This is a genomic window from Actinoplanes sp. NPDC051851, assembly GCF_040681165.1.
Classification (GTDB): Bacteria; Actinomycetota; Actinomycetes; order Mycobacteriales; family Micromonosporaceae; genus Actinoplanes.
Genome location: NZ_JBFAYF010000028.1, coordinates 44143 through 58431 on the forward strand (window position 1 = coordinate 44143; position 14289 = coordinate 58431).

At 71.2% G+C, this 14289-nt stretch carries 13 protein-coding genes; all 13 read left to right on the top strand.

What is annotated here, in order from left to right; genetic code table 11:
• Window positions 1–89 precede the first annotated feature (89 nt).
• Window positions 90–1559, top strand: a complete 1470-nt coding sequence (locus AB0M08_RS25310) for a UDP-N-acetylmuramoyl-L-alanyl-D-glutamate--2,6-diaminopimelate ligase (protein WP_364498022.1) — start codon at window positions 90–92, stop codon at window positions 1557–1559.
• A complete protein-coding gene (gene murF / locus AB0M08_RS25315) occupies window positions 1556–2935 on the top strand; it encodes a UDP-N-acetylmuramoyl-tripeptide--D-alanyl-D-alanine ligase (protein WP_364497817.1) in 1380 nt (459 codons plus the stop codon). Before AB0M08_RS25310 ends, murF begins: the two co-directional genes overlap by 4 nt.
• A 4-nt stretch (window positions 2936–2939) precedes the next feature.
• A complete protein-coding gene (gene mraY, locus AB0M08_RS25320) occupies window positions 2940–4055 on the top strand; it encodes a phospho-N-acetylmuramoyl-pentapeptide-transferase (protein WP_364497820.1) in 1116 nt (371 codons plus the stop codon).
• A 63-nt stretch (window positions 4056–4118) separates the two neighbouring features.
• Window positions 4119–5525, top strand: coding sequence for a putative peptidoglycan glycosyltransferase FtsW (locus AB0M08_RS25325; RefSeq protein WP_364497823.1), 1407 nt, complete (start codon window positions 4119–4121; stop codon window positions 5523–5525).
• A complete protein-coding gene (murG, locus tag AB0M08_RS25330) occupies window positions 5525–6631 on the top strand; it encodes an undecaprenyldiphospho-muramoylpentapeptide beta-N-acetylglucosaminyltransferase (RefSeq protein ID WP_364497826.1) in 1107 nt (368 codons plus the stop codon). Before AB0M08_RS25325 ends, murG begins: the two co-directional genes overlap by 1 nt.
• 133 nt (window positions 6632–6764) lie before the next feature.
• Entirely contained in the window at window positions 6765–8168 is a 1404-nt protein-coding gene (gene murC, locus AB0M08_RS25335) for a UDP-N-acetylmuramate--L-alanine ligase (protein WP_364498025.1), read from the top strand.
• Between the two features lie 4 nt (window positions 8169–8172).
• The gene (locus tag AB0M08_RS25340) at window positions 8173–8940 is read left to right on the top strand and encodes an FtsQ-type POTRA domain-containing protein (protein WP_364497829.1); all 768 of its coding nucleotides are present in this window, start codon (window positions 8173–8175) and stop codon (window positions 8938–8940) included.
• 284 nt (window positions 8941–9224) lie between these two features.
• Window positions 9225–10352, top strand: coding sequence for a cell division protein FtsZ (gene ftsZ, locus AB0M08_RS25345; protein WP_364497832.1), 1128 nt, complete (start codon window positions 9225–9227; stop codon window positions 10350–10352).
• Window positions 10353–10361: 9 nt separating this feature from the next.
• Window positions 10362–11072: a YggS family pyridoxal phosphate-dependent enzyme gene (locus AB0M08_RS25350; RefSeq protein WP_364497835.1), complete on the top strand. Its 711-nt coding sequence runs from the start codon at window positions 10362–10364 to the stop codon at window positions 11070–11072.
• Between the two features lie 215 nt (window positions 11073–11287).
• Window positions 11288–12034 carry a cell division protein SepF gene (locus AB0M08_RS25355; protein WP_364497837.1) on the top strand — a complete coding sequence of 249 codons (747 nt, stop codon included), beginning with the start codon at window positions 11288–11290 and terminating at the stop codon, window positions 12032–12034.
• Between the two features lie 23 nt (window positions 12035–12057).
• Window positions 12058–12363 carry a YggT family protein gene (locus AB0M08_RS25360; protein ID WP_364497840.1) on the top strand — a complete coding sequence of 102 codons (306 nt, stop codon included), beginning with the start codon at window positions 12058–12060 and terminating at the stop codon, window positions 12361–12363.
• Window positions 12364–12406: 43 nt separating this feature from the next.
• Window positions 12407–13222, top strand: a complete 816-nt coding sequence (locus AB0M08_RS25365) for a DivIVA domain-containing protein (protein WP_364497842.1) — start codon at window positions 12407–12409, stop codon at window positions 13220–13222.
• A 39-nt stretch (window positions 13223–13261) separates the two neighbouring features.
• A complete protein-coding gene (locus AB0M08_RS25370; protein ID WP_364498031.1) occupies window positions 13262–14281 on the top strand; it encodes a hypothetical protein in 1020 nt (339 codons plus the stop codon).
• Window positions 14282–14289 lie beyond the last annotated feature (8 nt).

Sequence of the window (14289 nt, forward strand, 5' to 3'; positions counted from 1 at the left end):
TCTCCGCATGGCGTTGAACGGAACCTGTGCGGCACGGGGTAGGGTCTGACGCCGTGTCCGGCATTCCACGACCCGAGACGGTCGCGCCGCTGTCATTGACGCGGCTCAGCGCGTTATTACCGGCAACGCTCGGCGGTGCCGACGTATCGGTCACCGGCATCACGCACAGTAGTTCTGCGGTGCGTCCCGGCGACCTGTACGCGGCGCTGCCCGGAGCCAACCGGCACGGCGCCGAATTCATCGACGACGCCGCGCGCTCGGGCGCCGTCGCCGTGCTGACCGATCCGGCCGGCCGGGAGAGGGCGGAGTCCGCCGGGCTGCCGGTGCTGGTCGCCGAGGATCCCCGCGCGGTGCTCGGCGCGGCCTCGGCGGCGGTCTACGGCGACCCGTCCCGTCGGCTCACCATGATCGGCATCACGGGGACGGCGGGGAAGACCTCGACGTCGTACCTGGTGGAGGCGGGTCTGCGGGCGGCCGGGCGGATCACCGGCCTGGTCGGCACGGTGGAGACGCGGCTCGGCGACCTGGTGGTCAAGAGCGTGCGCACCACGCCGGAGGCGACCGACCTGCAGGCGATCCTGGCCCACGGGGTGGAGCGCGGGGTCTCCGCGGTGGTCATGGAGGTCTCCAGCCACGCGCTGGTGATGGGCCGGGCCGACGGGATCCGCTTCGCCGCCGGTGGGTACACCAATTTCGGTCAGGACCACCTCGATTTCCATCCGTCGTCGGAGGAGTACTTCGCGGCCAAGGCCCGGCTCTTCGACGGCCGGAGTGAGGTCGGCGTGTTGAATCACGACGATCCAGCAGTTATGTCGCTTTTCTCACCCGAAATGTTGACTTATTCCGCTTCGGGGGATACTTCGGCAAGCTGGTGGGCGTCGGATGTGCGGCCCTCTTCCTACGGCCAGGTCTTCACGGCGCACGGGCCGGACGGCGTGACCGTCGAGACCGGCGTCGCGCTGCCCGGCCTGCACAACGTCGCCAACGCGCTGCTCGCCCTCGCCCTGCTGGTCGCGACCGGGATCGATCCGCAGGTCGCGGGCGCCGGGATCGCCGCGTGCAAGGGTGTCCCCGGCCGCCTGGAGCAGGTCGCGTCGCCCGGCGAGATCCTCGGCGTGGTCGACTACGCCCACAAGCCGAACGCGATCGTCGCCGCCCTGGCCGCGCTCCGCGAGCTCGCGACCGCGCGCGGCGGCCGCCTGATCTGCGTGATCGGTGCCGGCGGCGACCGCGACAAGGGCAAGCGCCCACTGATGGGTGCGGCCGCGGCACACGGCGCCGACCTGGTGATCGTCACGGATGACAACCCCAGGACCGAAGACCCTTCCTCGGTACGCGCGGCGGTGCACCGGGGCGCTGAAGAGGCGGGCGCCGCGGGAAAGACCGTCGAGATCGCCGGTCGCCGGGCGGCGATCGACGAGGCGGTCCGTCTCGCGTCGGCCGGCGACGTCATCGCCGTCCTGGGCAAGGGCAACGAACAGGGTCAGGAGGTGAACGGCCAGGTGCTGCCGTTCGACGACCGGATCGAGCTGGCCGCGGCACTGGAGGAGCGCTCGTGATCCGTCTGTCGCTGGGGGAGATCGCCGCGATCACCGGTGGGCGGGTGGTGAACGCCGACCCGTCGGCCGAGGTCACCGGCACCGTGGAGTACGACTCCCGCAAGGTCGGCCCGGGCGGGCTCTTCGTCGCCTTCGCCGGTGAGAAGGTGGACGGCCACGACTACGCCGCGGCGGTGATCGCGGGCGGCGCGGCGGCGGTGCTCGGCACCCGCGACACCGGGCAGCCGGGCGTCGTGGTCGAGGAGCAGCTGGCCGCGCTCGCCACGCTGGCGCACGCCGTGCTGGAGCGGCTCCCCGACCTGACCGTCGTCGGGCTGACCGGCTCGTCCGGCAAGACCACCACCAAGGACTACATCGGTCAGCTGCTGTCCCGCCTCGGGCCGACGGTGGCACCGAAGGGTTCGCTCAACAACGAGCTCGGGTTCCCGTACACGGTGCTGCTGGCGGACGAGAAGACCCGCTTCCTGGTGCTGGAGATGGGCGCCCGCGGGGTCGGGCACATCCGGTACCTGACCGAGATAGCCCGCCCGTCGATCGGCCTCGTCCTCAACGTCGGGGCGGCGCACATCGGCGAGTTCGGGTCGGTCGAGGGGACCGCGCTGGCCAAGGGCGAGATGGTCGAGGCGCTCGCCCCTTCCGGAGTCGCCATCCTGAACGCCGACGACGCCCTGGTCGCGGGGATGTCCTCGCGTACCCGGGCCAGGGTGATCTTCACGGGTGAGGCGGGGGACGCCGATGTGCGAGCGGCATCGGTTTCCGTTGATTCTTCCGGCAGGGCATCCTTCGACCTTGTTTCTGGCGATAAAACCGGACATGTCCGGCTGGGCGTCGCGGGGCGGCATCAAGTCGCGAACACCCTCGCCGCCGCGGCGGTGGCGCTCACCGCCGGGATGGCCTTCGCGGACCTGGTCACCGCGCTCGGCGAGGTCGGTATCGTCTCCGAGCGGCGGATGGACGTCTTCACCCGCCCGGACGGCGTGACCGTCATCGACGACTCGTACAACGCCAACCCCTCCTCGACCGCCGCGGCGCTGCACGCGCTCGCCGCGATGGGCGAGGGGCGGCGCACCACCGCGGTGCTCGGCTACATGGCCGAGCTCGGCGACCAGGAGGTCGCGGGTCACGCCGAGACGGGCCGCCTCGCCGCCACGCTCGGGGTGGACCGGCTGATCGCGGTGGCCGAGAACGCCCACCCGATCCTGGACGGCGCCGGTGCGGTGGCGGACTGGCCGGGTGCCGCGCACGCCGCCGCCGACCAGGCCGCCGCGATCGCGATTCTCCAGGCCGACCTGCGCGCCGACGACGTCGTGCTGGTCAAGGGTTCCCGCTACCGGACGTGGGATGTGGCCGACTGGCTGCGTTCCGAGGAGGTTTAGCCCCGTGAGGGCAGTCATCGTCGCGGCCGCGGTCGCCTTCCTGATCTCGCTGTTCGGCACCCCGATCGCGATCCGCGTCTTCTCGGCCCTCAAGGCCGGTCAGCCGATCCGCACCATCGGTCCCGCCACCCACATGGGCAAGAAGGGCACCCCGACGATGGGCGGGGTGGCGTTCATCATCGCCACCCTCTTCGCGTACGTGGCCGGGCACCTGGCGCTGACCACCCTGCCGGACCGGCAGATCGCCCAGGAGAAGCCGACCATGACCGCGCTGGTCCTGCTCGGCCTCTTCGTCTTCTGCGGCGCCATCGGCTTCCTGGACGACTTCCTGAAGGTCCGCAAGCGCAACTCGGACGGCCTCTCCGCCAAGGGCAAGCTGCTCGGCCAGTTGCTGGTCGGCGCGGCGTTCGGCATCGCGGCCCTCTACGTGCCAAGCACCAACGGCCAGACCGTGGCGAGCGAGCACATCTCGTTCATCCGGGACGTGAGCTGGCTGGACGTCGGCAAGGTCGGCTCGGTGATGGTCTTCGTCTTCGTGATCATGGCGATGTCGAACGGCGTGAACCTCACCGACGGTCTCGACGGCCTCGCCACCGGCGCGTCGATCCTGGTCCTCGGGGCGTACTCGCTGATCGGCTTCTGGCAGTACCGGCACTGGTGCGGTGACGACGACTACCGGGCCACCAACCACCTGACCGAGCTGCACTGCTACCAGGTCCGCGACCCGCTGGAGATCGCGATGATCGCCGCGGCGGCCGCGGCGGCCTGTGTCGGCTTCCTCTGGTGGAACACCAACCCGGCCCGGATCTTCATGGGCGACACCGGTGCGCTCGGCCTGGGCGGCCTGATCGGCGGTCTCGCCGTGGCCACCCGGACCACCCTGCTCTCGGTGATCATCGGCGGTCTCTTCGTGGTGATCACGATGTCCGTGGTCATCCAGATCATCTCGTTCAAGAGCACCGGTAAGCGGGTGTTCCGGATGGCACCCCTCCAGCACCACTTCGAGCTGGCCGGGTGGAGCGAGGTCAACATCGTGGTCCGGTTCTGGATCATCGCGGGGATCTGCGCGGCGATCGGCCTCGGTCTCTTCTACAGCGACCATCTGGCGGCCATGGGCTAACTCTCACGCGACACGCCCCCCGCGGTGAGGGGCGAGTCGTGGACACCCGACGATGATGGGGCTATGGCGGACGACCGTACCCAGAAGGACCGCCCGTCACTGAGCCGGCAGTTCCTGCCCGCGGTGCACGGGCTGCTGGCGCGCCCCCTCTCGTCGTACTACCTGCTGATCGCCAGCTCGGGCATGCTGCTGCTGATCGGCCTGACGATGGTCTTCTCGGCGACCAGCGTGAAGGCGTACGCCGAGAACGGCAACGCGTTCTCGGCCATCTCCGGCCAGGCGGTCTACGCCCTGCTCGGCCTGGTCGCGTTCTGGGTCTGCCAGCGGCTGCCCGCGCTGACCCTGCGCACCCTCGGCAAGTACATCCTGGGCATCGCGATCGTGCTGCTCTGCGTCCTCGACGCGCTCGGGCTGATGAAGAAGGTCGGCCTGCTCAGCGCGGCGGAGATCGGCCCGGTCTCGGCCAACCTGCTCTGGCTCTACCTCGGCCCGGTCAGCATCCAGCCCTCCGAGCTGGCCAAGCTCGGCATGGTGCTCTGGGGCGCCGACGTGATCGCGCGCAAGGGCCCGGCCCTGGGGCACTGGCGGGAACTGGCGATGCCGCTCTTCCCGATGATCGGCCTGCTCTTCGTCCTGGTCGGCTACAACGACCTGGGCACCATGCTGGTCCTGGTGGCGCTGATCGTCGGCCTGCTCTGGACCGCCGGGGTGCGCCTGCGGGTCTTCTCCGCGCTCGGCGTGCTCGGCGCCGCGGGCTTCGCGCTGCTGGTCGCCGCCGCCTCCCGGGGCGCCGGATCGGGTGCCGAGGGCGAGCCCAACTACCGCCTGGAGCGCCTCACCGCGTTCCTCACCCCGCTGGACCAGTGCGACCTCAACGGACCCTGCTACCAGCTGATCCAGAGCCGCTCGGCGATCTTCGAGGGCGGCTGGTTCGGGGTGGGCCTGGGCAAGGGCGCGCTGAAGTGGAACTGGTTGCCCGAGGCGGAGAACGACTTCATCTTCGCGGTGGTCGCCGAGGAGCTCGGGGTGGTCGGCTGCATGGTGGTGCTGGGACTGCTCTCGGTCCTGGCGTACACCGGGTTCCGGATCGCCCGTCGCTCCGCCGACCCGTTCCGCCGGTACGCCGCCACCGCGATCACCACGTGGCTGGTGACCCAGGCGGCGATCAACATGGGCGTGGTGGTCGGCCTGCTCCCCATCACCGGCATCCCGCTGCCGTTCATCTCCGCTGGTGGCAGCGCCCTCGTGGTGACCCTGGCGGCGATCGGCATGCTGGCGTCGTTCGCCCGCGCGGAGCCCGACGCGGCCCGAGCCCTGAACGCCCGTCCGACGCCTCGATGGGTGCGACTAGTCTGGGCCCCGCTGCCGCCGATTCCCCCCGCGCGGCGGCCGGCACAGCCGCGTCCGCCTGCGCAGAAGAGGCCAGGTAATCGGACACCTGCTGGTGCGGGGGGCGAAGGGAGACGGTGATGGTTCCGCTGCGGTCGGTAGTGCTCGCCGGAGGAGGCACCGGTGGCCACATCTATCCGCTGCTCGCCTTCGCCGATGCCCTGCGGCGCCACTTCCCGGAGATCAGGATCACCACGCTGGGCAGCCCCAAGGGGATGGAGAACACGCTCATCCCGGCGGCCGGCTACGACCTGCGGGTGATCCCGGCGTTCCAGCTGCCCCGGGCGCTCAACCTCGATCTGCTGCGCACCCCGGACCGGATGTACAAGTCCGCGGCGGCGGCCGGCGAGATCATCGACGAGGTGGGCGCCGAGGTGGTGGTCGGCTTCGGCGGGTACGTGTCGGTCCCGGCGTACCTGGCCGCCTGGCGCCGCGAGCTGCCCATCGTGATCCACGAGGTGAACGTGCCGCCGGGCGTCGCGAACCGGATGGGCATGAAGTTCACCAAGCGCATCGCGGTCGGCTTCCCGCACCAGCTGGAGCAGGCCGAGTCGTTGCGCAACGCCCGGCTGGTCGGCGTGCCGCTGCGGACCGGGATCACCCACATGGACCGCCCGGCGCTGCGTCCCCAGGCTCTGTACCACTTCGGCCTGCGCCCCGATCTGCCGGTGCTCTTCGTCTCCGGCGGGTCCTCCGGGGCCCGTACGATCAATCTCGCGGTCGCCGCCGCGGCCAAGCGACTGGCCCACGCCGGCATCCAGGTGCTGCACGTCCAGGGCGGGCGCAACGACCCGTTCGACGTGCCGAACGACCTGCCGGTGCCCTATGTCGTCGTGCCCTACCTGTCGGACATGCAGCTCGGATACGCTGCCGCCGACCTGATGCTCTGCCGGGGCGGCGCGATCACGGTGGCCGAGACGACCGCGCTCGGCATGCCGGCGATCTACGTGCCCTACCCGTTCTCGAACCAGGAGCAGCGCCGCAACGCGCTGCCCGTGGTGGAGGCGGGCGGCGGGCTGCTGGTCGACAACAGCGAGCTGACCCCGGACTGGATCGAACGGAACATCATCCCGCTCGCCCGGGACCGGCAACGGCTGGCGCACATGGGTGCCGCCGCGGGCCAGTACGGCCGGCGCGACGGTGACGAGCAACTGCTGCGGTTCGTTCTCGAAGCGGCGGGCCGATGAGGCCCGGGAGCCGGTGGAACGGGCTCGCGGGCGCATTGTTCGCGGACACATTGTTCGCGGGCGGATTGCTCGCGGACACAGTGACTGAGGGAGACGAGTGGTGAACACGGCGGAGCTGACGCCGGCCGGCGAGATGACCGCCGAGGACCTGGGCAGCGTGCACCTGATCGGCATCGGCGGGGTCGGCATGGCCGGCCTGGCCCGCCTGCTGCTGACCCGTGGCGTCCCGGTCTCCGGCAGCGAGCTGCGGGAGTGGCCCGCGCTGGCGGCGCTGCGCGCGCTCGGCGGCACGGTGCACATGGCCCACGAGGCCTCGAACCTGGACGGGGTCGACACGGTCGTCTACTCCACCGCGATCCCGCGGGACCACGTGGAGATGGTCGAGGCGCGCCGCCGCGGGCTGCGCGTGCTGCACCGTTCGGAGGCGCTCGCCGCGGCGATGACCGACCGGCAGACCATCGCGGTGGCCGGCACGCACGGCAAGACCACCACCACGTCGATCATGACGGTGATCCTGCAGCACGCCGGGCAGGACCCGTCCTTCGTGATCGGCGGCGAGATGTCCGCGGCCGGCTCCAACGGCCACCACGGCACCGGGCCGCACTTCGTGGCCGAGGCGGACGAGCACGACCGCTCGTTCCTGATCTACCGGCCGCACGTCGCGATCATCACGAACATCGAGGGCGACCACCTCAACAACTGGGGTGACCTCGAGACGCTCAAGGCGGGCTTCCTGGAGTTCGGCGGGCTCGCCGACGGCTTCGTGGTGACCTGCGCCGACGGCCCCGGCACCGAGGAACTCATCGCCGGGCTGAAGAGCCAGGGCAAGACCGTTTTCACGTACGGCGAATCCGAGGGCGCCGACCTGCGGATCAGCGACGTGGTGACCTCGGTCAGCGGCGTCCGCTTCACCGCCGAACTCGACGGCGAGCGGCTGGGCGAGTTCAAGCTCGCGCTGCCCGGCAAGCACATGGGCCTGAACAGTGCGGCTACCGTGCTCACCGCGATCAAGCTGGGCCTGCCGCTGGACAAGATCCGCGAGGCGCTGGCGTCGTTCCCGGGGGTCCGCCGCCGGTTCGAGCGCAAGGGCATCGCGGCCGGCGTCCGGGTGTACGACGAGTACGCGTACCACCCGACCTCGGTGCTGGCGGCGCTCCGGACGCTGCGCGAGGTGGCCGGCGACGGTCGTCTGCTGGTGGTCTTCCAGCCGTACCGGGTGTACCGCACCCGCGACCTGCAGGCCGAGCTGGCCGAGGGGCTGGCCCTGGCCGACCAGGCGATCGTGATGGAGGTCTTCGGCCCGGGCGAGACCCGCGGCCCCGGCGAGGGCGGCCTCGCGCTGACCGCCGCGATCGACCTGCCCGCCGAGCACAAGGTCTTCGTGCCGGACTGGGAGGACGTGCCCGCCGAGGTGGTCCGCCGCAGCCGTCCCGGCGACGTCGTGGTGACCATGGGCGCCCCGCCGATCTCGCTGATGGGCGACGAACTGCTCGCCGCGCTCGCCGAGGCCGACCGCCGCCCGGACCTCGCGGGCTGACCCGGTGGCCGCCGGCGGTACGCGCAACTGGCGGCTGGTCCGCGCCGACACCGACGCGGTCCCGCCGTCCGCACGGCGGTTCATGGCCCGGGCCCGCCAGCGCCGCCTGCGCGCGGCCATGCCCTGGGCCGTCGGCGCCGGGGTGCTGCTGGTCGCCGGCGTGCTGACCTGGCTGGTCTACGGCACCTCGGTGCTCGGTGTCCGGAACGTCGAGGTGGTCGGCGTCCAGGTGCTCACCGCCGACCAGGTGCGCGCCGCCGCCGCGGTGCAGGAGGGCCGCCCGCTGGCCGGGGTCGACCTGGACCGGGTCGGTGCCCGGATCCGCGCGCTGCCCCCGGTGGACCGGGTCGCGGTGAGCCGGCGCTGGCCGGGCACCCTGATGATCGAGGTGGTGGAGCGCACCCCGGTGGCCGCGGTGCCGGCCGGGACGCGGTTCACGCTGATCGACGGCGAGGGCGTGCCGTTCCGTACGGTCGCCGAGCAGCCGGACGGCCTGCCGCTGGCCCGGCTGGCGACGCCGGGGCGGGACGACGAGAACACCGGCTCGGCGCTGACCGTGCTCGCCGCGCTCAGCGACGATCTGCGCGAGCAGCTGATCGCGATCTCGGTCGCCTCGCCGGTGCAGATCCGCCTGGAGTTGCGCAAGGGCCGGGTGGTGATCTGGGGCGACGACACCGACAGCGCCAAGAAGAGCGAGGTCGCCACGGCCCTGCTGAAGCAGAAGGGCGACGAGATCGACGTCAGCGCGACGACCGTGGTGACCATCCGGTAGCCCGGTAACAAGCCGGACCAAATACGTGAATCACCACGAACGTAATATTAGGGCTGAGGTTACGGGTGAGTCGGATTCTCACCTCGTAAGCGGACGCGACACGCCGTCCCGGGTCTTTGGTTGAGGCGAGAAGTCCGCTTACGTTGCGTCGAGAGGTTGGAGTGGTTGACATAACTCTAAACCTCTAGTAGAGGGTGAGGGTTTCCTCGCCCTCCCTTGTACGGAGTGGATGTCGCAGTGCGGTCCACGACATCCGCAAACCCCTGAAGGGAAGGCTGAGCCCGATGACACCTCCGCACAACTACCTTGCGGTCATCAAGGTCGTCGGCATCGGCGGTGGCGGCGTGAACGCCGTGAACCGCATGATCGAGGTAGGGCTCAAGGGCGTCGAGTTCATCGCGATCAACACCGATGCCCAGGCCCTGCTGATGAGCGATGCCGATGTGAAGCTGGACGTCGGCCGCGAGCTGACCCGGGGCCTCGGTGCCGGCGCGCAGCCCGAGGTCGGCAAGAACGCCGCCGAGGACCACCGCGACGAGATCGAGGAGGTGCTCAAGGGCGCCGACATGGTCTTCGTGACCTGTGGCGAGGGCGGCGGTACCGGCACCGGCGGCGCGCCCGTGGTGGCGAACATCGCCCGCAAGCTCGGCGCGCTGACCATCGGCGTGGTCACCCGGCCGTTCTCCTTCGAGGGCAAGCGCCGCCAGGTCCAGGCCGAGGCGGGCATCGACGAGCTGCGCAACCAGTGCGACACGCTGATCGTGATCCCGAACGACCGGCTGCTGGCGCTCGGCGACCGCGGCATCAGCATGATGGACGCGTTCCGCCAGGCCGACCAGGTACTCCTCTCCGGCGTCCAGGGCATCACCGACCTGATCACCACGCCGGGTCTGATCAACCTGGACTTCGCCGACGTCAAGAGCGTGATGAGCGGTGCGGGCAGCGCCCTGATGGGCATCGGCAGCGCCCGCGGCGACAACCGCGCGGTCGAGGCGGCCGAGAAGGCGATCTCCAGCCCGCTGCTCGAGCAGAGCATGGACGGCGCGCGCGGCGTGCTGCTCTCCATCGCCGGCGGCTCGGACCTCGGCCTGTTCGAGATCAACGACGCGGCGCAGCTGGTCACCGACGCGGCCCACCCGGACGCGAACATCATCTTCGGTGCGGTGATCGACGACGCGCTCGGCGACGAGGTGCGGGTCACCGTGATCGCGGCGGGCTTCGACGGGGGCGCGCCCTCGTACAAGCCGTCCGAGCCGGTCCGCAAGGTGCCGGCGCCCGCCACCCCGCCCGCGGTGCCCGCGGCGCCGTCGGCCCCGGTCACCACCCCGCCCCCGGTCAGCACCACCCCGCCGCCGCGCCGGGTGCTCTTCGACGACGTCGACGTGCCGGACTTCCTCAAGAACGGGTCCTGACCCTCCTTCATGGTTGACGACGAAGGGCGGCGGGCCGAGCTCGCCGCCAATCTTCAGCAGGTGCACGAGCGGATCGAGGCCGCCTGCGCGGCGGCCGGCCGGCCGCCCGGCGCGGTCACCCTGACCGCGGTGACCAAGACCTACCCGGCGAGCGACGTGCTGTTGCTCGCCGGGCTCGGCGTCACCGACGTCGGCGAGAACAAGGACCAGGACGCGGGCCCCAAGGCGGCCGAGGTGCGGGCCGCCGGGGTCCGGCTGCGCTGGCACTTCGTCGGTCAGCTCCAGCGGAACAAGGCGAAGTCGGTCGCGGCGTACGCCGATGTGGTCGAGTCCGTCGACTCGGAGCGCCTGGTCGCGGCGCTGGCGAAGGCGGCCGCGGGCCGGGCCGAGCCGCTGGAGGCGCTGATCCAGGTCAGCATCGACGGCGATCCCGCCCGCGGTGGCGTGATTGAGAACGATCTTCACCGGGTATGCGAGGCCGTGGCCTCATCGGACGGTCTCCGGCTCGGTGGTCTGATGGCGGTCGCGCCGGTCGGCTGGGAACCGGACCGGGCCTTCGAGCGGCTCGCCGTCCTCGCCGGACAGGTGGCCGGCCGATACCCGGGCGCCACAACGATTTCGGCCGGCATGAGTGGCGACCTGGAGGCCGCGGTGCGGCACGGGGCGACACACGTACGGATCGGTACATCTTTACTCGGGATGCGAAACTCGCTGCGGTAGCCTTGCGGCGGGCAGCAAACTACACAGGTGTTGTTTTACGCGACGCGCCACCACCGGCGGCCGTTGCGTCCGACGACGCAGCGTCGCAGCGGGTGCCGGTCCGCATCGGACCGGTGGTCAGCCCGCGAGGGGGGTCAGCGGTGCGCCAGAGGGGGCGCGCGCCGCACAGCGGACGGAGGTGGGGGCATGGAGTCTCGGCAGGACGGGGTACCGGCATGAGCGCTTTCCGAAAGGCCGGCGTGTGGCTGGGTCTCGTCGAGGAGGACGACGACCGCGGGTACGACGACCGCAACTACCGGGAGAGCTCCTACCGCGGGGGGCGTGACCGAGAGCGCGATCGCGACCGTTACTCCAGCGACCGGTACGCCGACGAGTTCGGTGACGAGGACGACGTCGAGGAGGAGCGCACCGTCCCGCGCTCCCGGATCGACCGGTCGGAGCGCGACCGTGGCGACCGCGACCGCGGCGGGCGGCTGAGCGACCGGGTCGCGTCGGCCCGTGCCGACCTGGACCGGGCCGAGGACGAGCGGATGGAGAGCTCCCGGGTGCGCTCCATCACCCGTCCGAGCGCGCCCGAGCAGTCCTCGGCGATGACGTACTCCACCCGTGAGAACCTGGCGCTCGCGCCGCAGCCCCCGGTGCACCAGCAGCAGGTTCACCAGCGCCTGGTCGAGGAGGAGCAGCGGTACCAGATCACCACGCTGCACCCGACCACGTACCGGGAGGCGCGGACCATCGGCGAGCACTTCCGGGACGGTGTTCCCGTGATCATCAACCTCACCGAGATGGATGAGTCCGACGCCCGCCGTCTGGTCGACTTCGCCGCCGGGCTGGCGTTTGGCCTGAGGGGTACGATCGAGCGCGTGACCAACCGGGTTTTCCTGCTCTCACCGGCGAATGTCCAGGTCACCGCGGAGGACAAGGCCAAGATCGCTGAGGGTGGCTTCTTCACTCAGAGTTGACCCGAACGAGGGATCCGCCGGACGTGCTGTCGATCGTGTTCCAAATCCTCTATCTGTTGCTGTACCTCTTCTTCCTGGTGCTGCTGGCCAGGTTCGTGCTGGGTGCGGTACTCCAGTACGGACGCCGATGGCAGCCCGGACGGGGGGCATCAGCCGCACTCGAATCGGTGTGGAGCGTCACGGATCCACCCCTGCGGGCGTTGAGGCGTGTGATCCCACCGCTGCGCATTGGTAACGTGAGTTTGGACCTGGCTTCCATCGTGCTGCTGGTTATCCTGTTCGTGCTCATGGAGTTCGTGCTAGTTCCGTTGATTCACACCTACAGCTAGACAGCAGCCTCAACCGCGGCCGCGACTGACCCGAGGAGTTTCGATGCCGCTGACCCCGGCCGACGTTCATAACGTCGCCTTCAAGAAGCCCCCGATCGGCAAGCGGGGGTATGACGAGGAGGAGGTCGACGCCTTCCTGGACGAGGTCGAGCGCGAGCTCGCCCGTCTGATCGAGGAGAACAACGAGCTGCGTGCCCAGGTGGAGCGCGGCGGTCGGGGTGGCGCGCCAGCCGGCCCGGGTGCCGACCCTCGCCTCGCGGCCGAGCTCAACGACCTCAAGGCCCAGCTCGACCGGGTGCAGCGGGACAAGTCCGCGGCCGAGCAGGCGGCTCGCCAGATGCAGGCCGAGCTCGAGCAGGTGCGCGCGCAGGGCCCCGGCCCCGGCGGCGGCCCGACCGGTGCGGACGGCGAGCAGCAGGCGCTCCGCGTCCTGATGATGGCCCAGCGCACCGCCGACGACCACGTGTCCGACGCGCGCCGCGAGGCCGACAAGCTTCTCTCCGATGCCCGTTCCAAGGCCGAGGAGGTCACCCGCGAGGCCCGGGCCAAGGCGGACGCGCTCGAGCGGGACGCGCGTCAGCGGCACCAGGAGGCCATGGGCGGCCTGGACGCCAAGCGGACCGCGCTGCAGAAGCACATCGAGGAGCTGAAGCAGTTCGAGCGGGAGTACCGCACGCGTCTGAAGGCGTACCTGGAGAGCCAGCTGCGCGACCTCGACGGCCGTGGCCAGGGTCTGGAGGCCGAGATGGCCCGGGCCGACGCCAGCCGCTCGGTCGGCGGCTCCGGTGGTCTCGCCGCGGCCGGCCTGGCCGGTTCGTACGGCGGTGGCCGCTCCAACGCCATCGAAACGGGCCGCTGACCTCCCCGGCGCGCCGCTCCCACCCGACGAGGATGAGCCATGATTCCTGCGATTTTCCTGCTCATCCTCGTCGCGGTGCTGTTTCTGGCGCTCGGCCTGCTCAACGGCTCGAGTGTCGCCCTGATAGCTTCGATCGTGGCCAGCCTGCTGGCCGCGGTGGCGCTGGTCGTCGGCGTCCGCCAGGCCGCCGCCCGCCGGGACGCAACCCCGGGCGGTGAGGAACCGGAGGCGCCGCGGCGTCGTGCCGGCGCAGCCTCCGCGCACGATTCTGCCCCGACCGAGGACCTGCTCGCAGGCGATTTCGCCGCAGCGGATACCACCGGTTCGCACTACTCCGCCGGTTCGCCCTACGCCGCAGACCCCATGCGGCAGACCGATCCGGTCGGCTTCGCACCGCCGGTCACGGAGCCCGATTTCCCCGTCCCCGGCGATTCCGGTCAGGTATACGTGCCGCGGGCCGCAGCGGATCAAGCCGATGTCAAGGATTCCTCGGGTTCTCCCGCCGGCCGCGCCGCGGACGAGGCACCCACCGCCTACCCGGTGCCGGATGAACCGGCCTTCCACGACGGGCCCGGAGAGGCCCGCGCGGACGTCTATCCGGGCGCCGGGGAGCACGCGTACGCCGCCGGTGCACGTGACGCGCGAACACACCTGACGGACGAATCCCCCGCCGACTACGCGGTCGCCTCGTCCACGATCAGCGACGCCCGCAGCCCCGGCGAGGACCAGTCCTGGCGCCGCCCGGGCGCCCCGGAGGCGGTCGGCGAGAGCGCCGTCGAGCCGGAGGCCGACGAGTTCGGCGAGCCGGACGCCGACGACCCGGACGACGAGCCGCTGCCCCAGGCGGTCCGTCCCGCCGACGCCGTGCTGGTGGCCCGCCTCGACGCCGAGGTCGTGGTGGTGGACGGCCGCCCGCGCTACCACGTGGCCGACTGCCCGCACCTGGTCGGCCGGCTCACCGAGCCGCTGCCCGCGAACGAGGCGGTCGAGCTCGGTTTCAGCCCGTGTGGCCTGTGCCGCCCGGTCGACCGCCTGGTCGCGGCCGCGGCCCACCACTGAGCGCCGGC

Excerpts from the sequence above, each read along its gene's own strand:
- AB0M08_RS25325 (WP_364497823.1), top strand. The coding sequence starts at position 4,119 with ATGGCGGACGACCGTACCCAGAAGGACCGCCCGTCACTGAGCCGGCAG.
- murG (WP_364497826.1), top strand. The coding sequence starts at position 5,525 with ATGGTTCCGCTGCGGTCGGTAGTGCTCGCCGGAGGAGGCACCGGTGGC.
- murC (WP_364498025.1), top strand. The coding sequence starts at position 6,765 with ATGACCGCCGAGGACCTGGGCAGCGTGCACCTGATCGGCATCGGCGGG.
- ftsZ (WP_364497832.1), top strand. The coding sequence starts at position 9,225 with ATGACACCTCCGCACAACTACCTTGCGGTCATCAAGGTCGTCGGCATC.
- AB0M08_RS25350 (WP_364497835.1), top strand. The coding sequence starts at position 10,362 with ATGGTTGACGACGAAGGGCGGCGGGCCGAGCTCGCCGCCAATCTTCAG.
- AB0M08_RS25355 (WP_364497837.1), top strand. The coding sequence starts at position 11,288 with ATGAGCGCTTTCCGAAAGGCCGGCGTGTGGCTGGGTCTCGTCGAGGAG.
- AB0M08_RS25365 (WP_364497842.1), top strand. The coding sequence starts at position 12,407 with ATGCCGCTGACCCCGGCCGACGTTCATAACGTCGCCTTCAAGAAGCCC.
- AB0M08_RS25370 (WP_364498031.1), top strand. The coding sequence starts at position 13,262 with ATGATTCCTGCGATTTTCCTGCTCATCCTCGTCGCGGTGCTGTTTCTG.